This is a genomic window from Dasania sp. GY-MA-18 (assembly GCF_024734385.1).
Classification (GTDB): domain Bacteria; phylum Pseudomonadota; class Gammaproteobacteria; order Pseudomonadales; family Dasaniaceae; genus Dasania; species Dasania phycosphaerae.
This window is the reverse complement of record NZ_JANHAP010000008.1, coordinates 101,576-126,760: the sequence shown is the minus strand read 5'-3', so window position 1 is coordinate 126,760 and position 25,185 is coordinate 101,576. Positions and strand designations below refer to the sequence as shown.

Here is a 25,185-nt window from a genome sequence, read left to right as displayed (position 1 = left end):
CTCTATAACGGCTAGCATTAGTGTTAACAACAAACCGAATAACAATAAAAAATCTACTGAGGTAAGCCATGCAAAACTCAGGCAACTCTCAACAAAGCCTACTCGGCGAGTTAGAGTCTATTATCGACTTACTGGATAGCGCCGAACCTGATCATACAACACCCAGTAATGACGAGGTGTTTGATTTAGATGCCCACAGTAACAGTGTCGCCAGCATTCCCGTGCTAGACGATGTGGTCAACAACAGCATGGCCAACAGCGCCCCCTCACTGCTGGACCTAGATAGTATCTTTAGCGACGAGGACTACAGCAGCGAACAACAAACTATAGATAACGATCTTCACAGCGCACTGCTTAGCAACTCCGGCGCAACTGGCAGCGAAGAGGAACAGTCCGAGCTATTTCCCCTATTAGAAGACCTGCTCCCCAGCAGCAAGCTTACGCCACAACCCCAACAGCGCAAAAGCAACTACCAAGCTGACCTGCAACTACTCATCCAAGAGCTGGTTGACGAGATGATTCCCGAACTAGAAGCCCGCCTGCGTCAGCAACTGTCGCAACTCGCCCCCGAAGCCATACACGAATTGGCTGAAAAACACCTCAATAAGTAGCGAACTCCCTTATTTACGGTTGGGGCAAGGCCTATCTCAATGTATACTGAACGGCTTTAAAATCGCGCCGTAATCTGCGTGGCCATACATCCGCCACCGCAAACTTAGGCCCCCTGATACAACATTGAGCATAGATATCACGCATGGATAAAACCTTCCAACCCGCCGACATTGAAACTAAGTGGTACCAAAACTGGGAAAACAAGGGCTACTTCAAGCCCTCAGGTAAGGGCGACCCTTACTGCATTATGATCCCGCCCCCCAATGTTACCGGCAGCCTGCACATGGGCCACGGCTTTCAAGAAGCCATTATGGATGCGCTAATCCGCTACAATCGCATGAAGGGTAAAAACACCCTTTGGCAGGTGGGCACCGACCATGCCGGTATCGCCACCCAAATGGTGGTTGAACGCCTACTGGATGCCCAAGGCGTTACCCGCCACGACCTGGGCCGCGAAAAGTTTTTAGAAAAAGTCTGGGAGTGGAAAGCCGAATCCGGTGGCAATATCACCCAACAATTGCGCCGCTTGGGCGCCTCACCGGACTGGAGCCGCGAGCGTTTCACCATGGACGACGGTTTTTACAAAGCCGTGCAAGAAGTGTTTGTACAGCTGTATGAAGACGACCTGATCTACCGCGGCAAACGCCTAGTTAACTGGGACCCTAAACTACACACCGCCATCTCTGACTTAGAGGTTATCTCTGAAGAAGAAAAAGGCCATATGTGGCAGTTTAAATACCCACTCAGCGACGGTTCAGGCCACGTCGTGGTAGCCACCACCCGCCCCGAAACCATGCTGGGCGACACCGCCGTAGCCGTACACCCCGAAGACGAGCGCTATAAAGCTTTAATCGGCAAAACTATCATGCTGCCTATAGTTAACCGCGAAATCCCCATTATCGCCGACGACTATGTAGACAAAGACTTCGGCACCGGCTGTGTAAAAATCACCCCCGCCCACGACTTTAACGACTATGAAATGGGCAAGCGCCACAGCCTACCCATGATCAATGTGCTAGATGACGATGCCGCCATGCGCTGCGTAGCCGATGCCTACCGCATGGACGGCACCCGCCTAGAGTCTCAAGACCGCCCCCTGCCTGAGAGCTATCACAAACTGGATCGCTTCGACGCGCGCAAGCAAATCATCGCCGAATTCGACAGCTTAGGCCTGCTTGTTAAAACCGACGACCACACGTTAAAAGTCCCCCGCGGCGACCGTACCGGCGTGGTTATAGAGCCCTATCTCACCGACCAATGGTATGTAAAAACCCAGCCTTTGGCCGATGAAGCCATTAAATCGGTAGAGAGTGGTGACATTAAGTTTGTGCCGCAACAGTATGAAAACATGTACTTTTCTTGGATGCGCGACATACAAGACTGGTGTATCTCACGACAACTGTGGTGGGGCCACCGCATCCCCGCCTGGTACGACGATGCCGGCAATGTTTACGTAGGCCGTGACGAAGCCGAAGTGCGCCAAAAGCACAACTTGGGCGACATCAACCTTAAACAGGACAACGATGTATTAGACACCTGGTTTAGCTCAGGCCTATGGACTTTCGGCACCCTGGGCTGGCCGGAGCAAACTGACTTCTTAAAAACCTTCCACTCTACCGATGTATTAGTGACTGGTTTTGACATTATCTTCTTCTGGGTAGCACGCATGATTATGCTAACCCTGCATTTCAAAAAAGAAGTGCCCTTCCATACCGTTTACGTACACGGCTTGGTGCGCGATAGCCAAGGTGCAAAAATGTCCAAGTCCAAGGGTAATGTACTAGACCCCATAGACTTAATCGACGGCATAGACCTAGAAAGCCTAGTGGCCAAACGCACCGCTGGCATGATGCAGCCACGCCTGCGTGAAAAAGTTGAAAAGCAAACCCGCAAAGAATTCCCCGAGGGCATTAATGGCTACGGCACCGATGCACTGCGCTACACCTACTACTCGCTAGCCTCTACCGGCCGCGACATTAACTTTGATGTAGGCCGCATAGAAGGCTTCCGCAACTTCTGTAATAAAATTTGGAACGCCGCCAACTACGCCATCATGAATACCGAAGGCCAGGACTGTGACCAAAACAACGATGGCGGCTACGAACTATCACTGGCCGACCGCTGGATTACTAGTGAGTTACAGAAAGTAGAAAAAGCGGTAGCCGATGGCATTAACAGCTACCGCCTGGACTTAGCCTCACAAGCGCTATACGACTTTATTTGGAACGAGTACTGCAGCTGGTACTTAGAACTGTCTAAACCCGTACTATGGGATGACAACGCCAGCGCCGCACAAAAGAAAGGCACCCGCCGCACCCTAATCCGCGTGTTAGAAACCGTGCTGCGCTTAGCTCACCCGCTAATGCCGTTTATCACCGAAGAAATCTGGCAGCGCATTAAGCCCCTAGCCGGTGTTGAAGGCGAAACCATTATGCTGGCTGCCTACCCCGAAGCAGACGCCAGTAAAATCGATACGCAAGCCGAGGCCGATATCGCTTGGCTAAAAGGCGTGATTATAGGCATACGCAATATACGCGGCGAGATGAATATCTCCCCCGCTAAAGCCCTGCCAGTGTTTATTAAAAATGGCTCAGCTGACGATCAGCGCTGCCTTAAGGACAACGAACAATTCCTCAAAACCCTGGCCAAGCTAGAGCAAATCACCTGGCTAAACCCCGGTGACGATGCCCCCATGTCAGCGACAGCCATAGTCGGCGGCATGGAAATACTGGTACCCATGGCCGGGCTAATCGATAAAGAAGCTGAGATCAGCAGGCTTAATAAAGAAATCGACAAGCTGGCCAAAGAGCTGGCACGGATTTCAGGCAAGCTGAGCAACCCCAAATTTGTGGACAAAGCCCCCGCCGACGTAGTTGCCAAAGAAAAAGAAAAACAGGCCGCACAGCAGCAATCCATGGATAAACTAGAGCAGCAATTGCAAAGCATAAAACAGTTATAAAATTAACTGTTAGTCACAAGCACAAGGCGATACCCACGGGTATCGCCTTTTCTTTTTGGTAATATTTACATTTCCGCCTCTATACGCCGCAGAAACTAGACATAATCGATTTTGTGTCGATAATGTTGAGTGAGTAATATTTATAGACGCCAGTTGTGAATAAACATAATCAATAGCAACGCTGGCATGGCGGCTACTACGCCGCAGCCTAAGCTAGCAATGCTTATTCTAAGGGCGCCTGTTTACTCTTCAAAAATAACAACAATGAGGTAAAACAATGTCATCACGTATTACTGGCACCGTAAAATGGTTTAACAATGCCAAAGGTTTTGGCTTTATCAATCAAGAATCTGGCGATGATGTCTTTGTACATTTTCGCGCTATTGCCGGCGAAGGTTATAAAACCTTAGAGCAGGGGCAACTGGTAGAATACAACCTTGTTGATGGCCCTAAAGGCCTGCAGGCTGAGGAAGTCGCAAAAGTTTCGGCCTAAGGGTTCCCCCGGGCCACAGCTAGCATTACGGCAAGCGCATTTTCTGCAGCCTTTACCAGCGGTAAAAAACGGCAGAGCATGCGCTTTAAGTCAGTTCTTTTTGTAAAAAAATGTATAATCGCCTTGGGCGTTCCTCGCTAGCGTATCTTGCAACGCCTACGTCAAAAGCCTATCCATAGTGTTATAGAGACTCGCGCATGCTTATACGACAACTCTTCGATCAAGCCAGCTATACCTATAGTTATTTACTCGCTGATACCGACAGTGGCGAAGCCCTACTGATAGATCCGGTGTTTGAACAAACCGATCTTTATATACAACTACTTAGCGAACTCAAACTCAGCCTTAAATACGCACTAGACACTCACGTACACGCCGACCACATCACCGCCTTAGGGGCATTACGTGAACGCCTAGGCTGCCAAACCATAGTCTCGCATATTTCTGGGCTGGCTTGCGCCGATCAACATGTGGCCGATGGTGACAAAATTCACTGCGGTAAAATAGCCCTTACTGTGCTAGCTACCCCTGGCCATACGGACGACTCACTATGCTTTTACTTGGCACCCAGTGCCAGCAACCCACAGGGCTACCTCTTTAGCGGTGACACTTTGTTAATCCGCGGCACCGGCCGCACCGATTTCCAAAATGGCAGCGCCGAGACGCTATATCACAGCTTATTTAACAAAGTACTAACCCTGGCCGATGACACCTTGGTCTACCCCGCTCACGACTACAAGGGCTGGACGCAATCCAGCATAGGCGAGGAAAAAGCCAACAATCCGCGCCTGCAAGTCTCGCAAGCCAGCGAGTTTGTAGACATCATGCACAACTTGAAATTAGCCAACCCCAAAATGATGGATGTCGCCATCCCCGCGAACCTGCAGTGCGGGCAAAAAACCAGCCAGCCCTTTGATGAGAGTAAGCTTAAAATGAAGCGCCATACCGCAGCCTTTACTACCGCAGAACAAATACAGCCCAGCGATGTGGCTGCCATAGCAGCCAAAGGCTATAGCTTGATCATTAACAACCGCCCCGATAACGAAGCCGAAGGTCAACCCAGCAGCGACGAGATAGCCCAGGCCGCTGCGGATGCAGGCCTGCAATATGCCCACATCCCTATACAACGTAGCCTGCCACAAAATGCTATAGACGAAATGGCCAGCCAACTACAAAAGGCTCAAGGCCCAAGCTTTGCTTTTTGCCGCACCGGAACGCGCTCCACCAACCTGTGGCTATGCACCTTAAAAGGTGCCGAGCAAGCACAAGCTATAGAACATGCGAAAACATTGGGGTACGATCTCAGCCTAGCTAAACAGGCCCTTAATTTATAACTAGCACAGGCTATAAGCGGCAAATGCGGTCAGCAGCTTAGCAATTCAAACCTACTAATAAAGACATATGGAGAATACCATGAGCCAGAACATAGTCATCATAGGCGGTGGCGCCGGCGGCATTGCAACCGCTGCCAGCTTGCTAAAACGCAACGCCTCAATAAATATCAGCCTGATAGAGCCGCAGAGCGAACACTACTATCAACCCGGCTGGACTATGGTAGGCGGCGGCATCTTCAAACAAGCCGAAACCGCACGCCCCACCCAAAGCCTAATACCCAGCGGCGTAAAATGGATACAAGCCTCCGTTAGCAGCTTTCAGCCAGAGCAAAACCAAGTAACTTTAGATAACGGCGACACCCTCAGCTACGATGCGCTAGTGGTTAGCCCCGGCCTACAATTAGATTGGGCTAAGGTCGCAGGTTTAGAAGAGACACTAGGCAAAAACGGCGTTACCTCCAACTACCGCTACGATTTAGCCCCCTATACCTGGGAGCTGGTGCAAAATCTAAAATCGGGCACCGCCCTATTCACCCAGCCGCCCATGCCGATTAAATGCGCAGGTGCGCCGCAAAAAGCCATGTACTTATCGGCCAGCCACTGGACTCAAAATGGCAGCATAAACAATATAGACATCAGCTTTTACAACGCCGGCCCCGCTCTATTTGGCGTTGCCGACTATATCCCGGCATTGATGGAGTACGTGAAAAAATATAACGCCGACCTACAGTTTAATCACAACCTTATCGCGGTAGATGGCGACAAAAAAATTGCAACTTTCGCCGGTAAAGACGCCGATGGCAACGACGTTACCGTAGAGCGCGAATTTGACATGCTACACGTATGCCCGCCGCAGTCGGCCCCTGACTTTATCAAAGCCAGCCCGCTGGCTAACGAAGCAGGCTGGTTAGATGTAAACCAAGGTTCATTGCAGCATAGCCAGCATAAAAACATCTTTGGCTTGGGCGACTGCACCACTACCCCTAATGCTAAAACTGCCGCTGCAGTCAGGCAGCAGGCCCCCATAGTCGCTGAAAATGTTCTACGCCTACTCAATGGCAGCGCCCTGCTCGATAACTACGGCGGCTACGGCGCCTGCCCCTTAACTGTTGAGCACGGCAAGATAGTATTAGCTGAGTTTAGTTATGGCGGTAAGGTCACACCCACTTTCCCCACCTGCTTACTCAATGGTTTAAAACCTACTCGCTTAGCCTGGTTTTTAAAGGCCAAAGTACTGCCTTATGTGTATTTTAACCACATGCTAAAAGGCAAAGAGTGGTTGACCAAACCCAAGGGCTAGCGCCTATAATAATTAAGCCGAGAGTTGCAATGCAGCTCTCGGCTTTTTTATGCCTGCAATTTCAGTTAAGGTCTACGCTTAAGCCTGTAATAATCAATACCAACCTAGCCCAGATAGAGACTTATTATAAAACCTAAAGGACAGCACTATGAGCAAGCAAAAAGGAAACATCAATCTAGTACTCGTAATTATACTCATCGCCCTTGGTGCTGCGGGCAGTTATATCACCCAAGACTGGATAAAACAAAAACAAAGAGTTGAAGAGCTGGAGAAACTGCGCAAAATAAAAGCTCTAGACGGCATTTTAAAAGATGCACTAACCTTTGAGTTTGCTCAAGTTACCACAACTTTTATTTTAGAGCTTAAGGAAAAATACGATAGGCCCGCAGGTGGTGCTGGGGTCTTAAAAGACCTGGTACATGCCTTTTACTCTACCGACTACACCTTTACATTTGGCTACGATTTACAAGATTGGGATTGGTGCTCAAAAGTACTAGACCCACAAAAAGGTGTGGTGCAAGTGCGCGCCCCTGCCGTGGTATGGACCAATAAGCAGATTTCCATCAACCCAGACCGAGGCACCACTATAGACGGCATTTTCTACACTGACTTAGAGGCTGTGGTGCAACAAGATGTCAGAGAACGGATGAGCCAAAAAATTAAAGAAAAGGCTGACGCCTATCTGGCAGACCCAAAATTGCAGCTAAATATAGAACGAGCATTATCAAACTTTTTACAGCAAACCATGAATGAGGCCCACGATGGCAGCCCCATCTCAAGAGTTGTCATCAGCGAAAGCTGTAATTAACTCTTACACCCTGAGCTTATTAACTTAACATCAGGCTGCATAAATAATGCTATAACAACTAAAGTGTTAGCTGTGCAGCCTAACCCTCACACACTACTCGCCCGTTTTTTTAGCCTCTGTATTACTAGCCATCACAGACTGCACCACTCCATTTTCATCACTAAGCTTATTGCGCCCAGCGTTTTTAGAAAGGTATAAGGCATCGTCAGCCCTTTCCATTAAGCTTTGGATCGTATCGGACTCGCGGCAAAACGCCAGCCCCATGCTGCAGCTTATGGATATATCATGGGATTCATAAATAATTTTTAGCGCTGCAATATCTATACGTATACGCTCTAGATGGGCAATAACGCCATCATAAGAGCCATCTGGCATCACCAAGCAAAATTCTTCGCCACCTATACGGGCAATAATATCGGTATCTCTCAGGCAATACTGTAATTTTTGTGATACCGTTTTTAAGACTTGATCCCCTGCCAAGTGCCCCCAGGTATCATTGACCACCTTAAAATAATCAAGATCTAACATGACCAAGGCTAAAGAGCTGCCATTTCGTTTAGCGCGTTTGATCTCTTGACCTAATCTTTCCTCAAAATAACGCCGATTATTTACACCAGTCAATTCATCTTTATTCGCCAACTCTAGCAAACGCTGATTAGCTTTATCTAACTCTTGAGTGCGTTCCTCAACTTTTTTTAATAGATTTTCATTTAAATCGCGCAAAGACTTGGTCATAGTATTAAACGAATGAGTCAACTCTTTGGCTTCCAGCCAACCGCTAGGCTCAACATTATGACTATAATCACCAGAGCTAACCTTTTGGGTAAAACTTCTTAAGCGCTCTATGGGCATGGCAATATAAAAGGAAACTATCACTCCAATAATAACCGCCAAAGCAATAATCACCGTCTCCAGTAGCAGTAACACGCGCTTAAACTCTACCGTTAATTGAGCGATTTCAGATTCATGCATCTTTACTACTAAACCCCAGTCCTGCTTAGGTAGATAGCGGGTATAAGCCATCACCGGCTGCCCCATATAGTCAGGCGCTTGATCCATTAATATTTCATTACCCAACAATGCTTGCGTCGTGGGTATATCTATTTGAGCTTTATCAATGATGCGGGTAAAGGCAGCATTTTTATCGTATTTTAGCGGGGTAACAAAAAGAGCATGCCCCTCGGCACTGCGTGTAACAATCAACCATTCCCCAGTCGTTCCTAAACCGGCTCTTTCTTCTATAAGCTCTAACAAAAAATCAGCAAAAAAAGCCACCTTTAAGTACCCCACCTTCTTCCTATCCAAGATTAACGGTGTTACTGCGGTAAGCAAAAGTGAGTTTTCAAAAGGTTCGGCCTGAACCTTAGTGCCTTTAACAGGCGGCGACAGTAGCTTTTCTTCTAGCGAAGCTTCTATAGTAGATGTGAGAGGAGCGCCTTCATTATTATAAAGACTAATCTCATGCAGATGCGGAACCGCAGCGCTGGCATCAAAGATTATTTTATTGATTTGTTCTAATAGCTCTGGTGATTGTTGTTGCCCCCATTGTGCCAAATATGCACGCATTTGAGTGCGGCTAGCTATCAGCGCGGCGCTATCTTCCAGCCTAGCGACAGAGGTTAAAATGCGTTGCTTGGCTATCAGCGATAAGGCCTCTAATTTCTCGCCCACTTGCTCACGATATTGGTTTTGTGCGTATTGATTGAGATACTGCAGGCTGAAAAATAACGGCACCGCAGAAATAAAAATAAAAACAACTATAAGTAAATGTTTTAATTTTATAGTAAAGCCACTGTTTTTATTTTTATCGGCCATAGTCCCCTCATTATATTTATAACTGGTGCAGTTCTAATTTATCTTCCCGATGATATTTTTCAAGACTATAGAGTATAGCTGATAACAGCGTATACATAGGTTAAAAATATACCGGCTGTAAGCCGGTATATTAAAAATACTTTTATCACTTTAAATACTTAGCATGAAAGGCAATATGATCAGCCATAAAGCTACTCATAAAAAAGTAGCTGTGATCGTAGCCCTCTTGCATGCGTATAGTGGCTGGATAGCCTGCGGCATCACAAGCCTGCTGTAATAACACCGGCTTAAGCTGCTCGACCAAAAAATTATCAGCCGTGCCTTGATCAACCAGCATGGGGATTTGCCGCTCAGCTTTTGCCACCAGTTCAGTGGCATCATACTGGCGCCAGTCCTCTTTGTTGGTGCCTATATAATTACTCAAAGCTTTTTCACCCCAGGGGCATTGCATAGCTGAAGCTATAGGAGCAAAGGCCGAGACGGACTGGTATTTATCGGTATTTTTTAGTGCTATGGTTAAGGCACCATGGCCGCCCATAGAGTGCCCAAAAATAGAGCTGCGCTGGCCATCCACAGGGAAATTAGCATTGATTAGCTCGGGTAACTCCTGACAGATATAGCTATACATATGGTAGTGCTGCGACCAGGGAGCTTGGGTGGCATCAACATAAAAGCCAGCGCCTAGGCCAAAATCATAGGCAGCATCGGCGTCATCGGGTACTCCCTCCCCGCGTGGACTGGTATCGGGAGCAACAATGGCAACGCCATGTTGGGCTGCAAACTGCTGAGCACCGGCCTTGGTAACAAAGTTTTCATCAGTACAAGTTAAACCTGATAGCCAATATAAAACCGGCACTTTGTGGCTGCCAGCCTCTGCAGGCAGATAAATCGAAAAATTCATGCTGCAGTTTAATACTGCCGACTGATGACTGTAACGCAACTGCCTGCCAGCAAAGCATTTATTCTCACTCACCTTCTCTAACGACATAGTACATCCTCTTTAAATAACAACTTTATAGGCATTAGCTTAGCGCATTAGCTCTAGGGGCTTTGTTCTAGAGGCTTATGTTCTAGAGGGATCTAGAGGCTTTTGTTCTAAGGACTTTGCTCACAGACTTTGCGCTAGCGACTAGAGACTCAAAGCACCTATAATGAGTTATAATCCTGCTTTTATAAATAGGCATGCATTTTCATATAAGCTGCCAAGCCCACTTACTTGAATTAATGTAGAGCAGACGTGAAATTATCCGCTTTTGGTGAAAAATTTGCTGGCCACTCCGGTATCGTCGATTTAATGGACGATTTGGGCAGCGCCCTTAACGAAAACCCCGACATGATCTTTATGGGGGGCGGTAACCCTGCCCGTATCCCTCATGTTGAAGAAGAGTTTCAACAGTGCTTGGAGAATATTCTTAACAACCCCGACAGTCGTCACAGCCTATTGGGCATATACCAATCGCCCCAAGGCGAGCGCCAGTTTCGCAGCGAGCTAGCCCAGTTTTTAAATAAGCAATTTGGCTGGCAGCTAAGTGCTGCCAATATCGCCATTTCCAATGGTAGCCAAGCCGCTTTTTTTATTTTATTTAACTTGCTGGCCGGCAAAATGGCCGACGGCAGCCAGCGCCAAATACACTTACCCTTAGCACCAGAGTATATAGGCTATGGTGATACCGGCCTTAGCGAGCCACTGTTTAGCGCCACCAAGCCCAACATTGAACATTTGGATAATCGCTTATTTAAATACCATGTAGATTTTTCTAAGCTGCAATTAAGCCAGAGCACTGCAGCCCTATGTGTATCCCGCCCCACCAACCCCACCGGCAATGTATTAACCGACGATGAGCTGGCGCACCTCAGCAGCATAGCCAAAGCACAGGGCATACCCTTAATTATTGATGGCGCCTACGGCCTGCCCTTCCCTAATATTTTATTTTGCGATGCCAAACCCCACTGGGATGAAAACACCATACTAGCCCTAAGCTTATCCAAGCTGGGCCTGCCGGGTGCGCGCACGGGCATCATCGTTGCCAATGAAGAACTCATACAGGCTTATACCAACGCCAATACGATTACCAGTTTGGCCTGCGGTAACCTGGGGCCAGCCATAGCCAAGCAATTATTTACTGACGATAAAATTTTAAGCTTGAGCAACCAGCATGTTAAGCCCTTTTACCAGCAGCGCTCGCAACTCAGCTGCCAGTGGTTTCAACAAGCCTTGCAAGGACTCAACTACCATATACACAAACCCGAAGGCGCAATCTTTTTATGGCTGTGGTTTGAAGGCCTGCCTATTAGCAGCCAAGAGTTATACCAACGTTTAAAAGCACGTGGCGTGTTAGTAGTCCCCGGCCATAACTTTTTTGTAGGCATAGCCGATGATTGGCAGCATCAACATGAATGTATACGGGCGTCCTATGCGCAGCCTGAGGCCGCCGTAAAACAAGGCATAAGCATAATTGCTGAAGAAGTTCGTAAGGCATACCAGCAGGCCTAAGGCAGCAGCCCGCTTGATTAAGCAGTAAACTAATTCCTAGGTGCAATAACTAGGAATTAGTGTACTGCTTGCAGGATGTATTGACGGCCTGTCTTAGGAGGCAGTTACCCTGCCCCCATCAACATCCATCAATAGCATCTACAAACCCTCAACCTCTAGCCCCTGTTCAGCCACCTCATGGCGATGAAAATAATAAGACAGCGCCGCCAGCGCAAAAGCGATACCCAGAACAATTAAGGCCTTGCCACCGTAATTAGCGTGGTCACCTATAAATGCATAATACAAAGCTATGACTGTAGCGATACTGCCTACGACAGCGTTGCCCAATACCAGGCTACGCTTAAAGGCTCCGGCTTCGCTGTTTTTATCCCAGCGGCTAATAAATGCCAGCAGATGAAAACCTATATAAATCAGTATCCACACATAAGCCGCCGACAAGATCCAATCGACTACCGCATTGGTGGAAACCGCTACCGAAACAAAAGTGATAAAAGTAATGGCAATAGCATTAACTGGCGTTCCTAACTTAGGGTGTAGCTGAGCGATAAAGGGTGATAGTGGCCCTAGTAAATAGCCATCTTTGGCAATGGTATGCAAGATTCTAGGAATAGCGTTAAAGGCAATCGTTAGGGTGCCCAAGGTCGCCGTTGCCGAAGCCAGGGCCATTAAGTAATAACCTGCTTCGCCAAACATAACCTGGCCAGCGGCTAACTGCGGGGCTTCGCCGTTTTGGCCTAAGTCACCCTGCACCAATACATGCCACTCACTCAAGGGCATAATGCCGGTCACACCTAAACCCATCACCAAGGAGGTAACTAATATACCTAACAGACCAATGATTAAGCCCCTAGGCATAGAGCGCTTGGGATTAGGCACATCCTCTGCCAGTGAGCAGGCAAACTCTACCCCTACAAAACTCCAAAAAGCCAAGGCTAAGCCCACCATTAAAATGCCATTTTCACCCCTAAAATTAAACAGCTCGACACCGTCCATAATATTGGCAAACTGCCAACTGTGATCATGGCCCCAACCAAAAAAACCCGACAGACCAAACACCCAACGTATGCCCAGCATAAACAATAACAGGCCGGCGCTAACCCAGGCCGCCTCTTTAGTACCAAACACACTGGGCAGGGCCGCTAACACCATCATGCTGACAATAAAATAATTTAGCGGTAACTCCTGCCCAATCAAGGCCTGTAAACCCAAGGCACCGGCGGCGGTTTCACCCGCAGCGGTAAAGGCAAACATGCCGAAAAAGCTCAGACCTAAAAAGGTGCCTATAAACACACCACTATGGCCCGCAAAAATGGCCTTGGCATAGTTGTAAATCGCTCCCGACTTTGGGTAGCGGGCACTGAGCTCGGCGGCGGATACCGCTAGGAATAAGTTAATTAAAAACCCCATGATCAGGGCGATAACAAAAGCGCCCCCCAAGGTAAAGTAACCATTGAAGTCGCTCACTAAGGTACTGGCGGCTACTACTAGCGCCACACCGGCAACAAATACGTCCCAAGTACCTAAGGATTTATCCCCTGCTAAAGGTTTGGCCGCAACAGAATTAGTGCCTAACATGCTTTTTGAATCACTCATATTATTATTCTCATAAAATGCACAAAGGCGTTAGTTTAACGCAAAATAGCCATTTTATAACAACAATAACGGAAGATAGCAGCAGCTTTGCAATTCACAGCATGACAGCCGCTATATACACGATTGTAAAAAAGCCATCCTTGGCTAAGGTAGGCAGCTACCACTCTGCCCTAACGCCGTCATCGCTAAAGACTAGGTATTACTGCTAGAACTCATAGCCCAAACGTATACCCGCTGTGCGCGGGCGGCTGGGGTTGATATCAGAATCGGGGTAGAAGGATGAGCCATCGGCTGCGGCATTACTGACGCCGCCATCGTAATACTCTTCGTCGGTCAGGTTTTCCACATAAACCGAAACCGTCCACTGCTGCTCTGAGCGATAACCCGCCGAGAGTTGCAGCTCGCGCGGCCCTCTAAGGTCTTTAGATAGGTTGGGGTTTAAGCTGCTAGCACGCTTATCTTCCCAGCTATAATTGAGGCTGCCAAACCACTCACCACCTGCTACAGGTATAGCGGTATTTAAACTGGCAAAGAAAGTCCACTCTGGCGCACCGGGTTGCGGCTCACCCTCACACACATCAAGGTTTTCACAAAAGTTCTCTACCTCATTTACCTCGCTATCAAACCAAGAAACGCCTAGCATAAAACGCAGCGTATCGGTAAGCACGGCTTGAGCAGTACCCTCAAAACCGTAACCGTCAACTTGCCCTATATTGCCTACCCGGGTGATATTGGGGCTATCAGGGTAAGCAAAGGTGAGCTGTTGGTCAGTATAGTCGTAGTAAAAAGTATTGGCCGTTAGCTGCGCCCTACCATCGAGCAGGGTACCTTTGTAACCCAACTCATAGGAAATCACCGACTCTTCATCAAAGGAAGCAGGTTTATCACCAGCAGGCGTTAAACTAAAGCTATTAAAACCGCCAGACTTTGACCCCGTAGTAGTGCTGAAATACAACAAGGTATCATCATTGGGCTGGTAGTTAATCACAACGCGCCAAGTCACTTCATCCCAATCTTCTTTGTCTTTTATAACACCCTCAGTGAGGGGCGCTTGCACGCCACCATTAAAAAGTGACTCCGCAGGCAAAGACTGCTGCGACATTTCTTTTTCGTCGTAGGTATAGCGCACACCGGCACTAACACTAACAGTTTCAGTAAACTGATAACTCAAATCCACATAGCCAGCATAGCCTTGGTACTGACCTATAGTTCTATTTTTATCTTCTATGAGACCACTAGAGGCAGGGGTAAAACCGCCCGGTGAACCAAAGTAAGCAGAACTGTAATAAGCATTGTCCAGATAAACAGCATAGGCACAGCTTCCACCCCAGTAGATATTACAGTAGATTTCTTCAGCCTGATTGCCCGTAAAAATCGTGTCTATATCTTCCTCATAATACGAAAGCCCAGCATACCAACTCAGGGCGCCATCACTATTCGAGGTCAACCTAAACTCCTGCTCTAGGTAGTCACCCTCTTGATCTTGGCTATACCAAAACAACTGGGCGCTGCTGCCGTCATAATCTTCCGCATAAGCGTAGTGATGAGATTTATAGCCCGTGATAGAAGTCAGTACTAGATTCTCCATATCATAATCAATTTGTAGACCTACACTTAACACATTGCCATCGTCATAAATGCCTTGGCCCGTGCCATTGAGATCTAAATCACTCACATCCTCACCATGTTTAGGCCTAGCCGCCAAAGCCGGCAAGCCGGCACCGGTTAACACCCCATTTAAAGCTTGATAGGCCTGATCTTCTCTAGCCACATACACTGTGCCGCCCTGCTTCCTATCTTCGTACTCAACGTAGAAATTGGCATCGATTTTTTCACTAACAAATTTGGCCGATATACGCGCGGCATCTTTGTTATGCCCCAATAATTTATCGCCGCTAGGCAGATGATCCACCCAACCATCTTCTTCCGAATGATAGCCTGCTACTCGTAAGGCAAAGCTATCATTGACGGGCATGTTAATAGCGCCTTCGGCCACAAACACATTGCGTTCGCCAACATCCAGCTCTAAATAGCCCTCTTGGCTTTCCAGGCTAGCCTTATTGCTGTGCGAACTAATAGCGCCTGATATGGCATTGCGACCAAACAGAAACCCTTGTGGACCACGTAATACCTCTACCCTGTCAATATCAAAAAGACTGCTGACAGCACTGCCATTGCGCCCCTGATAATTACCGTTTTTATACACCCCTATAGAAGGGTCGCCACCATTACCAAAATCATTAGACACTATGCCCCTAACAGAAATAGTATCCAAAAAGCTGTCTTGGCTATTACCACTAATACCCGGGCTAAATTTAATCATGTCTTTAACATCATTAAGGTTAACCTCTCTGGCAAAGTCGCCAGAAATAGCATTAATGGCCAGGGGCACATCCTGTATAGATTCGGAACGTTTGGTTGCTGTTACCACCACCTCCTCTAATGCCATGGGCGCAGCCACCGCAAAAGAGGGCAATACTGCTACCGTGGCTAAGGTGAGCGACTTGATAGAGTTTGCTAATAGTTTTTTTCTAAAACTTGGGGAGCTATTATTGGATTTTCTCATAGTTTGATACCGGCTTATTATAATTAGACTGATCGATATTTGAACTAACATTAAAACCCAAAATAAGCGACACTGCTGTCAACAACCGTATCAATTTGTCAGCCCTTGTAAGCAATTAAAAATAAACCACTAAGCGGCATATACCACCCAAGCCCATATTCAACTATGCTATAACTCTACGTTTAACAAGCGAATACTTAATAATGTCCGAGCAAAGCAGCAACAGTAAAATCCGATTACTTATAGTCGAAGACGACAGCCATATTGCCAAGCTACTTGAACGCTTTTTGCTAAGCGAAGGTTTTTATGTCGAGCATTGTGACAATGGCTATGATGCAGCAGAGCACATCAAAACATGCCTGCCAGAAATCGTACTACTGGATATGTTACTACCCGGTAAAGACGGCATAGAGATCTGCCGAGAAGTAAGGCCTTTCTACAACAAAGGCATCATCATGCTGACCGCACAGGACGATGATCTCAATGAGACCATGGCGCTAAACTCAGGCATAGATGATTACCTCACCAAACCCGTTAGGCCCCATGTGCTGCTGGCGCATATTAACGCCTTGCTTAGGCGCTTATCCGCAGCCCAACCCAAAACCACAGTGCAAGTGCAAGATCTACTCATTAATAAAGCCAACCGCACAGTATTACGCGACGAAACACCTATTGCCCTTAGCGACTCAGAATTTGAGTTACTCTGGATACTGGCCCAGCAAGCTGGCGAAACCGTTAAGCGTGACGATCTATTTCTGATGTTACGCGGCAAACCCTACGACGGCATAGACAGATCTATAGATATGCGCATTTCCGTGCTCAGAAAAGCACTACAAAAAAACAATCCCGATAACGAATATATTAAAACCTTGCGTCACAAAGGCTATATTCTTATCAAATAAACCCGCCTTACCCGGAGTAGTTGTCTTGAAAGGCCTATTTATACGACTTTATATACTTATTATTGGCTGTTTTTTATTAAACAGCTTTTTAAATCAATACTTGCTAAATACCACCTACAAAAATCAGTTTGCTAAAGAAACAACCTATTACGCTGAAACGCTGGCCGAATCACTTTTAAGAGAACATAAAAACAGCAATACCGATTTGCATGAGCTAATGCAATGGTGGAAACAGCGCTCGGAATTAAACTTTTACAATATTAAACATATAGAAATCGTTGATATTAGCGACCAAAGACTAGCCCCGGTAACGCCACTAACCCATAGCCGATTTTTATCTTTATCTATAAGCCGGTTTTTAGATACTGCAGAATTAGCGGTACCACTCAAGCCTATAGTAGAGCGGTTAAATTTTCCCTCACACTCATTGCACAGTCAAAAAGCCCTGCTAATACAGTTTCACGACGCCTATGATAGCTATTTCAAAACCAGCTTTTATATAGGCTATGCCATGATATTTATTATTACCGCCAGCCTAGTGTATCTGATCACCTATTATTTATACCGCTATCTACAAGCTTTAAGTAAGTCGGTTAAATCCATTGCCGCAGGCCACTATAAAACCAAAGCCCCCACCACTTCCGTAGCTGCCTTTAGATTATTATCCAATGATATCAACACCATGTCGGCCAAGCTGCAAGACGACGAAATAAAACAACAAATTTTTAACGGTGCCATTAGCCATGAATTGCGCAGTCCTATTACCCGCCTGCGCTTAGCCTTAGATATACTCAATGCCAGTAGTGACCCCGACACCATTAAAGCTATGGGCAGCGAAATGGATAAAGCCCTCAACGATTTAGACCACCTAACCACCAATGTCTTGCAACTCTCCAAGGCTTATTTACAAAACAACTCCAGCTCGCAAAAGCAGATCTCTATACGGCAAGTAATTAACAATTTGCTGAATAATATCAGTGACACTCGCATACAGTTTCACTGCCAGCACGACATAGTGCTCACAGCCAACAATAGCCTAATAGAAACTGCCTGCGCCAACCTGATTAACAATGCCTGTAAATACGCCAAACAATGCATCTTGATCAAGCTAGCGAAAACTGAGCAAGCCTACCAACTCACCGTGGAAGATGACGGCATAGGCATAGCGGAACAAGAGCGGGAAAATATATTCCAACCCTTTTATCGTATAGACAGCAGCCGCAGTCGACAAACCGGTGGTAGCGGCTTAGGGCTAGCGATAGTTTTAGAGATTATTAGAAAAACTGAGGGTAACATCCATGTTGAGGTTTCGCCCTTAGGGGGGGCAAAATTTGTAATTAGCTGGCCGCTATAAATTCAGTCTACAGAGATTGTGGGCTGTTTGATTTACCATTACCAATAATCATTCAGCCCGGCCAGCTATATAATTTTTAGTGGGGGAAGCCCATTACTTTTTCAAAGGCTTTTATCTCATCATTGCGTTCAAAAACCACTTTGCCATTCATCATGGTCATTTCAACTTTGGCTTTATGTATATCGTACACATCCAAATCGAATAAGTTTTTATCTACAATAATTAGGTCCGCCAACTTGCCTACTTCCAATGAACCCACTTCATTTTCCATATTAAGCTGATAGGCAGCATCCAGGGTGTAGCCTCTAATCATTTCTTCCAGGCTTAATAAGGCGTCTACTGGTGGCGTGACTGGCATACCTTTTTCGCCGTAGTATTTTCTGCTCATGCCCATTTCTATATTGGGCAAGGGTGACAAACCAAACACTTCACCAGTAACCGGGAAATCGCTACCGAAGCTGACCTTACCGCCTAGATCAATGATTTTTCTAAAACGATAGAGTTTGCCGGCACGCTCTTTACCTACCTGAGCTATTTCCATCTCGCCGTCAGTAGCAAACCAAAAAGGTGTGGTTTGCGCGATTACATCCAGTTGAGCAAAGCGTTTTAAATCCTGATCGCGCACCAGTTCAGTATGCCCTATTGAGTAACGGTTAGGACTATCAGGGTTAATTTTTCGCGCCACTTCAAAAGCATCTAAGGCCTCATCCACAGCTCTGTCGCCTATGGCATGTATGTGAATATCGAAGCCAGCCTTATCAATAGCGACTACAAAATCTTGTAATACCTTGCCCTCTAATAACACACTACCCTTATTACCAGGCTGGTTGTTGTAATCCTCAAACTGGCCTGCGGTGGACGCCTCTTTAGTACCATCGTTATGGATTTTCATCACTCGTGGCTGCACTAACTCAGAGGTGTACTTTTGCTGATAGCTCTGCAATGTGCTAATAGCATCGGCAACGTGGTTGGGACTTTGTATCATATTGGACGTTACCATACGGAAAGGTATGGCATCGGCCTTAGCCAGTTTTACAACACTGTCATAAGCCAATTGTTCAAATTGCGAAAAACCGGCATCGTAAACCGTGGTGATACCAAACTGGCTAAACAGCGGAAACACCTGCTCTGCGCCGGTTAAGATCGTTTGCTCAGAGATCATGCCTAACTTAGCCAGCATAGGCATAAAAGCCATGGCCTCCACCAGCCAGCCAGTGGGCTCGCCCTGCGCATCACGCTGATAAAAATGGGTGCCTGGTATAGGGTCGGGAGTATCTTTATTAACACCCGCCAACTCCAGCGCCTTGCTATTAACCCAAGCACTGTGCCCGCCCTCATCAATAATTAGTACTGGTTTGTCGGCAACAATTTTATCCAACAAGGCTTTATTGGGCCCTTCAGGTCCAAAAGTAGAAGCCATAAACCCGGCCCCATAAATTGCCTGAACCTCAGGATGGCTTTCGACATATTCCTCCACTACGGCCAACCATTGCTCAACACTGTCATTTAAGTCTAAGGTAAAGGCGTGAAATCCACCCGCAGCCATAACAGGGTGGGCATGGGTATCAATAAAACCAGGCATAATCATTTTGCCAGCGGCATCAATTACCTGGGTGCCACCAGCAATAATATCCTCGGCGCCCTTATTCGAGCCCACATATATAATTTTATTACCCCTGACCGCAACGGATTCAGCCCATGGCTGCGCTTGGTTTTGGGTATAGACTTTGGCATTTTTGAACACATAGTCTGCCTGCTCTGCCAATACCTGGCTAATACAGGCTCCCGCCACAAATGCGCCTAGGGCGATATGGCTAAATAATTTTTTAGCTGCTCTCATTATTAATACCTTTTGCTTGCTTTTGCTAAATATAAGTTTGCACTCATTTTTAGCAGCATAAGCAAACTCCCCGTGCCGGTCAACAAAAAATAAGCTTAAACTTACAAATCGACTTGTGACTGTCGCTATTGCTGGGTAAACTAGCCCGCTGCTTACACTACCTTACAATCAAAATAAGTGAATAATTGTGGTTCAACCGAGAAAAACCCCTAAACAAGCCCGCGCCAAACAACGAGTTGCCGATATTTTAGCCGCAGCTGAAACCTTACTGGCCAACGAAGGTTACGATAATTTTTCCACCAACCGTGTCGCCAAAGATGCCAATATCAATATAGCCTCGCTATACCAATATTTTCCTAATAAAGAAGCATTAGTGTATGCCATAAATCGCAAAATGCTGGATGAGGTCATAGAGGGCTGCAAACGCTATGAAGGGCTGATGCCCACCCTAAGCTGGGAACAGCTGTTTGATTTAATGGAAAAAGAACTTATTACCGACACCCACCACGTTAAATTGGTAAGAGCTCTGGATTACGCCATATACACTAACGAAGATTTGATGGCCATGGAGCTGGAACACGAGCAACGCATAGCCGAATTTTATGCCCGGATGTTCACGTTCTATGGCTCTAAATGGCCGCAACACAGCCTGCTTAATAGCGGCCGACTGATTTATAAAATCAACAATATTAGCTATTACGATTTAGGGCATTTAAGTAAAGAGGACCAACAAGAGTCTCTGCAAATTTATGAGCAGCATATAAAAAGCTTGATAGAAAAAATCATCAATCAGCCCAAGCCCTAATGACAGCCTAACATGACTTACTGATTTGCAATTGGCGGCGCTATCTCATCGGCCTGTACTGCCCGATAATTCTTGCCATAACGCAGGTATAAGGGATAGATTTCGCCGCTGCTGATCAACGCTGCCATACCTTCATCATACTTATGCATTAATGCCCTACCCTCCTTATCATTATGAAATATGGGGTAGAGTTTACGCATCATCACCACTTCTTGCCTTAGCGACACTTTCTTAAATTTATCCTGCTTTAGCAGCCTAGAAACCTCAGTTTGATCATCTAGAAAACAATCTATATGCCCCGTATAAAGCATTTTAATACCCTGCGTACTATTGGATATACGAGTGATAGCATGCTCATCCAAAGCTAGGTGCTTATGGTAGTTATAGCCCTTAACCCAAGCCACGCGCTTGGATTTATCTGTTGCAATATCCGCCCATCGCAGTGTTGATTGCGGCGGAAAAGACGCTATTACATACTCTACAGACATGGGATGCTCAGGGATTAACACCCTGTCCATTTGGTATTGCCCGCCTAGCCGTAAATGCTCTCGTGACCAGTCGGCCAGCAATATATCAATCTCGGCGCCGCTATGAATCGCAGCGATACCGCGCCTCATGGGCAGTACCCTATGCTGTATGCGATAACCTAAAGGCTCAAACAGCCTACGTATAATGTCGTAATATGCACCACTGCCATCGGCATTGGTATCACCCAGCCATACATCGGCGGCAACATAGAGAATTTTAGTCGCTTGCGTTCTGCTCGCTGAACCAGCGGGAGGGGAGGAATACTGCTCTGCCATGGCTGAAAGCAATAGCAGAGCGGTAACAAGATATAGGCCAAATACAATCTGCGGCATAAAGAGCAACTACCTGCCTAAAACAGAGGATAGTGCTCTAAGTATAACCAATACCAGCTAAGTCGCTCGCAGGCCCTTTAGCCTACTATAGCTATAGCATCCAGCTCGCAAAGTGCGCCTTTGGGTAGCTCAGCAACGGCCACACAGGCTCTAGCCGGTACCGACTCGCCAAAGTACTCAGCGTATACCGCATTAAACGCTGCAAAGTCATCCATGCTCACTAGGTAACAAGTGGTTTTAACCACTTTATCTAAAGAGCTGCCACCCGCTTCCAATACCGCTTTTAAGTTTTCTAAAGACTGCTTGGCCTGGCTGGCTACATCTTCGCCCCCCAGCATCTCGCCAGTTTTAGGGCACAGGGGAATTTGGCCTGAGCAATATAAGGTATTGCCCACTAATTTAGCCTGTGAGTAAGGGCCTATAGCTGCAGGGGCGTTATCTGTTGCAATGGTTTCTATCATGTTGATGCTCCGTGAATAGGGTGAAATTATTGCGGGCGCACACCAAAACGGCGCGCAGCTTCTATGGTGTTTTTTAGCAAACAGGCAATCGTCATGGGGCCTACGCCACCGGGCACGGGGGTAATGGCAGCGGCAACTTTTTCGGCCTCGGCAAAATCCACATCACCCACTAAACGGCTTTTGCTGTCTTCGGTTGCTATGCGGTTAATACCCACATCAATAACGGTTGCACCGGGCTTAATCCAATCGCCTTTAACCATTTCTGGGCGGCCTACGGCGGCGACTAAGATGTCGGCCTCGCGGCACAGCGCGGGTAGATCTTTAGTGCGTGAATGGGCGATAGTTACGGTGCAGCTTTCTTGCAGCAGCAACATGGCCACAGGCTTACCTACAATATTTGAGCGGCCTATCACTACCGCATGCTTACCTGAAAGATCATCACCTAGGTGTTTTTTAGCCAAAATCACACAGCCCTGCGGGGTGCAGGGTACTAAGGCGCCCTCTTCGCCATTCATCAGGCGACCAGAGTTCATGGCGTGAAAACCGTCCACGTCTTTTTCAGGCACTATGCTTTCTATAATTCGGCTTTCGTTGATGTGCTTGGGCAGTGGCAGCTGCACCAGAATACCGTGTACAGCGGGGTCGTTGTTTAGCTCGTCCAGCTTGGCCAGCAAGGCCTCTTCGCTGGTGTCGGCAGCCATGCGAAACTCATTGCTAATCATGCCCACTTCCTGGGTTTGCTTAACCTTGTTGCGCACATACACTTGGCTGGCTGGGTCTTCACCTACCAATACTACGGTTAAACCCGGGGTAATACCCGTTTGCTGTTTTAGCTCTGCCACTTCTTGCGCTAATGACTGACGTAAATCTGCAGCGACCTGTTTGCCATCTATATTCATGTAGACCAACCCTTTGTCGAAAAATAAGAACACGGTATAACTATTGTCAGCACCGCTGGCCAGCAGGCTATTAATAGTGCTTTCTAAAGGCGGGGTATTTTACGCGAAAGCTAGCCGTTAAGCAGCCATTATTGAGCAACAAAAGCCCGCAATAGCACCTAGAAACACTGCTTTTCTAGCAGGCTCGGTACTATTGCTAGCAATAAGCACTAAGGCTTAGAGCTTGAAAACCTTTACCCTATCGCATAGCGACTCGCCCAAACGGGTCAATTCGGCACTGGCCTTGCTAGCCTGTTGGGTTTGGCCGCGTACATTCAAGGATAGATCTGAGACACGAGTAACATTGCGGTTAATTTCGTTAGAAGCCACGCTTTGCTCCTCAGATGCAGCGGCAATCTGCATGTTTATATCGCTCATGCTGCTGACCATAGAGGATATTTCGTTGAGTATTTCTGTAGAACGGGTCACCTTCTCTATGCCTACTTCAGCACGCTGGTTAGACTTGCTAACGGTTTGCACCACCTCATTGGTACCCTGCTGAAACTCAACAATGGTTTTTCTAATCGTTTCGGTAGATTCTTGAGTACGCTGAGCCAGCGTTCTTACTTCATCGGCCACTACCGCAAAACCTCTGCCCTGCTCGCCTGCTCTCGCAGCCTCTATAGCCGCGTTTAGCGCCAACAGGTTGGTTTGCTCGGCGACATTTTGTATCGCATCCAATACCTGGCCTATGTTGTTACTGTTTCTTTCTAGCTCTTGTATAGCGGCTGCGGCCTCTTGCACCTCTTGGGTAAGCAATTGAATATTATCGCGGGCGTCGCTGCCAACTTTCACACCCTCTTGCAATTGCTCATGCACGATATTAACGCTGTCGGCTGCACTGGCTGCATTTCGGGCTATCTCCTGTATGGTTTGTGACATTTCGGTAACCGCCACTGCCGCTTGATCAACCTCCATACCTTGTTCTTTAGACGCGCCATCAACCTTAGTCGAAATACTCGCCATCTCACCAGCTGCGGCAGACATATGATCTGAGGCTTGGTATATAGCCTCTATGATGCCATGTAGGTTAGTGATTAATTCATTAAAGGCGGTGGCCACTTGCTCAATTTCACTGCCCCCTTGCACCGCGACCTGGCGGGTTAAATCTTTATCGTCAATGATGGCAAGGATTTCTCGATTAAATTGCGATAACGCCCTAACAATCCGAAATGCTACTAATAACACCAGAGCTATCAGTACTACCGCGATCAGTAATAGCGCTATAAGCATGCTGGCATGTGCTTGGGCAAAGCCTTGATCTACCGCCTGCTCTACCGACTTGCGCATCAGCTCAAAACCCTCTTCGACCTGATGCACAGCTGCCCGCATATCGCCGCTTACCCCACTACTGGTATCCAAACCCTTGGCCACCTCTTTATCCACTAGGGCATGAAAGGAGCGCGCATATTCACCTAGGCCTAACAGTAACTGGTCATTATTGGCCAATAAAGCGGCAAACTCTTCGCGGCTGCTATCAAACTTATCCACATATTTTAAATCTCGACGCAGCATAAAGTCTTTTTCATGACGCCTGAGCATTAGCATTTCAATCTTAGCTTCAAGTTCCGAACCCAACAGCCGCTCGACATTATGTATAGCGGCTCTCAGCTTGCCATATAGCCCCGACTGCGCATCCAAGCCTATGGTTTGCTGCAAGGCTGTGTAGCGTGCAAATTGTTGGCGATAAGCAGCTAGGTAATCTGTTTGTTTGGCCAATACCGTAGTATCTATAGACAGCTCATCTAACAACGCAGCCAAGCTATCGCGTTGCTGCAGAGTCTGCTTCATAGTTTGATTAAAGCGCTGTACATAGCGTAGATCTAAACGGCTTTGAAAATCTTTTTCATGGCGACGCAAACTCAGCAAACTGGTATGAAATTCATCCAGCAACACGCGACTTTGGTGCAGTTTATTAATATCGGAGAGGGTTTTAACAGTGGTTGCAGCTAAGATAGCTAAACCTAAAACGGTAATTACGGCAATAAATATCAAGCTCTGCTTAATAGAGAAGTTGAACGCTTTCATATAATCCTTGTACGGCAAAGGGT

General features: G+C 47.0%; 19 protein-coding genes. 10 read left to right on the top strand and 9 right to left on the bottom strand.

Features of this window, described 5'->3' with window-relative positions; genetic code table 11:
* Positions 1-68 precede the first annotated feature (68 nt).
* The 6 genes from NO559_RS10920 to NO559_RS10890 all read left to right on the top strand — a co-directional run bounded on the left by NO559_RS10920 (position 69) and on the right by NO559_RS10890 (position 7,506).
* Complete coding sequence (locus NO559_RS10920) at positions 69-611, top strand: hypothetical protein (protein ID WP_258331861.1); 543 nt, start codon at positions 69-71, stop codon at positions 609-611.
* A gap of 143 nt (positions 612-754) precedes the next feature.
* A complete protein-coding gene (locus tag NO559_RS10915) occupies positions 755-3,571 on the top strand; it encodes a valine--tRNA ligase (RefSeq protein ID WP_258331860.1) in 2,817 nt (938 codons plus the stop codon).
* Between the two features lie 277 nt (positions 3,572-3,848).
* Positions 3,849-4,064, top strand: coding sequence for a cold-shock protein (locus tag NO559_RS10910; protein ID WP_258331859.1), 216 nt, complete (start codon positions 3,849-3,851; stop codon positions 4,062-4,064).
* Positions 4,065-4,261: 197 nt separating this feature from the next.
* On the top strand, positions 4,262-5,398 hold the full coding sequence (locus NO559_RS16985) for a TIGR01244 family sulfur transferase (protein ID WP_309149067.1): 1,137 nt from the start codon (positions 4,262-4,264) through the stop codon (positions 5,396-5,398).
* Between the two features lie 79 nt (positions 5,399-5,477).
* A complete protein-coding gene (locus NO559_RS10895; protein ID WP_258331858.1) occupies positions 5,478-6,698 on the top strand; it encodes an FAD/NAD(P)-binding oxidoreductase in 1,221 nt (406 codons plus the stop codon).
* 148 nt (positions 6,699-6,846) lie between these two features.
* Positions 6,847-7,506 (top strand): hypothetical protein, encoded by a 660-nt coding sequence (locus NO559_RS10890; protein ID WP_258331857.1) that lies wholly within the window; start codon positions 6,847-6,849, stop codon positions 7,504-7,506.
* Positions 7,507-7,599: 93 nt separating this feature from the next.
* On the opposite strand, the gene NO559_RS10885 is transcribed toward NO559_RS10890, so the two are convergent.
* On the bottom strand, positions 7,600-9,321 hold the full coding sequence (locus tag NO559_RS10885) for a diguanylate cyclase domain-containing protein (RefSeq protein WP_258331856.1): 1,722 nt from the start codon (positions 9,319-9,321) through the stop codon (positions 7,600-7,602).
* A 145-nt stretch (positions 9,322-9,466) separates the two neighbouring features.
* Positions 9,467-10,309, bottom strand: coding sequence for an S-formylglutathione hydrolase (gene fghA, locus NO559_RS10880; RefSeq protein WP_258331855.1), 843 nt, complete (start codon positions 10,307-10,309; stop codon positions 9,467-9,469).
* A 249-nt stretch (positions 10,310-10,558) separates the two neighbouring features.
* Between fghA and NO559_RS10875 the strand changes: the two genes are divergently transcribed.
* On the top strand, positions 10,559-11,815 hold the full coding sequence (locus NO559_RS10875; protein WP_258331854.1) for a valine--pyruvate transaminase: 1,257 nt from the start codon (positions 10,559-10,561) through the stop codon (positions 11,813-11,815).
* Positions 11,816-11,953: 138 nt separating this feature from the next.
* Here NO559_RS10875 and NO559_RS10870 read toward each other — a convergent pair whose 3' ends face one another.
* Both NO559_RS10870 and NO559_RS10865 read right to left on the bottom strand, forming a co-directional pair.
* The gene (locus tag NO559_RS10870; protein WP_258331853.1) at positions 11,954-13,408 is read right to left on the bottom strand and encodes an APC family permease; all 1,455 of its coding nucleotides are present in this window, start codon (positions 13,406-13,408) and stop codon (positions 11,954-11,956) included.
* Between the two features lie 205 nt (positions 13,409-13,613).
* On the bottom strand, positions 13,614-15,974 hold the full coding sequence (locus NO559_RS10865) for a TonB-dependent receptor (protein ID WP_258331852.1): 2,361 nt from the start codon (positions 15,972-15,974) through the stop codon (positions 13,614-13,616).
* Positions 15,975-16,177: 203 nt separating this feature from the next.
* Between NO559_RS10865 and NO559_RS10860 the strand changes: the two genes are divergently transcribed.
* Together NO559_RS10860 and NO559_RS10855 are read left to right on the top strand one after the other, a co-directional pair.
* A complete protein-coding gene (locus tag NO559_RS10860) occupies positions 16,178-16,876 on the top strand; it encodes a response regulator transcription factor (protein ID WP_258331851.1) in 699 nt (232 codons plus the stop codon).
* A gap of 25 nt (positions 16,877-16,901) precedes the next feature.
* On the top strand, positions 16,902-18,230 hold the full coding sequence (locus NO559_RS10855; protein WP_258331850.1) for a cell wall metabolism sensor histidine kinase WalK: 1,329 nt from the start codon (positions 16,902-16,904) through the stop codon (positions 18,228-18,230).
* 76 nt (positions 18,231-18,306) lie between these two features.
* On the opposite strand, the gene NO559_RS10850 is transcribed toward NO559_RS10855, so the two are convergent.
* A complete protein-coding gene (locus tag NO559_RS10850; RefSeq protein WP_258331849.1) occupies positions 18,307-20,070 on the bottom strand; it encodes an amidohydrolase in 1,764 nt (587 codons plus the stop codon).
* Between the two features lie 187 nt (positions 20,071-20,257).
* Here NO559_RS10850 and NO559_RS10845 point away from each other — a divergent pair, with 187 nt between their 5' ends.
* Positions 20,258-20,875 (top strand): TetR/AcrR family transcriptional regulator, encoded by a 618-nt coding sequence (locus NO559_RS10845; RefSeq protein WP_258331848.1) that lies wholly within the window; start codon positions 20,258-20,260, stop codon positions 20,873-20,875.
* Positions 20,876-20,892: 17 nt separating this feature from the next.
* Here NO559_RS10845 and NO559_RS10840 read toward each other — a convergent pair whose 3' ends face one another.
* From NO559_RS10840 to NO559_RS10825, 4 genes are all read right to left on the bottom strand, one after another.
* Complete coding sequence (locus tag NO559_RS10840) at positions 20,893-21,735, bottom strand: ABC transporter substrate-binding protein (protein ID WP_258331847.1); 843 nt, start codon at positions 21,733-21,735, stop codon at positions 20,893-20,895.
* Positions 21,736-21,812: 77 nt separating this feature from the next.
* Positions 21,813-22,196: a RidA family protein gene (locus tag NO559_RS10835; protein WP_258331846.1), complete on the bottom strand. Its 384-nt coding sequence runs from the start codon at positions 22,194-22,196 to the stop codon at positions 21,813-21,815.
* Positions 22,197-22,222: 26 nt separating this feature from the next.
* Entirely contained in the window at positions 22,223-23,095 is an 873-nt protein-coding gene (gene folD, locus NO559_RS10830) for a bifunctional methylenetetrahydrofolate dehydrogenase/methenyltetrahydrofolate cyclohydrolase FolD (protein ID WP_258331845.1), read from the bottom strand.
* 216 nt (positions 23,096-23,311) lie between these two features.
* Positions 23,312-25,162 carry a methyl-accepting chemotaxis protein gene (locus NO559_RS10825; RefSeq protein WP_258331844.1) on the bottom strand — a complete coding sequence of 617 codons (1,851 nt, stop codon included), beginning with the start codon at positions 25,160-25,162 and terminating at the stop codon, positions 23,312-23,314.
* Positions 25,163-25,185: the final 23 nt, after the last annotated feature.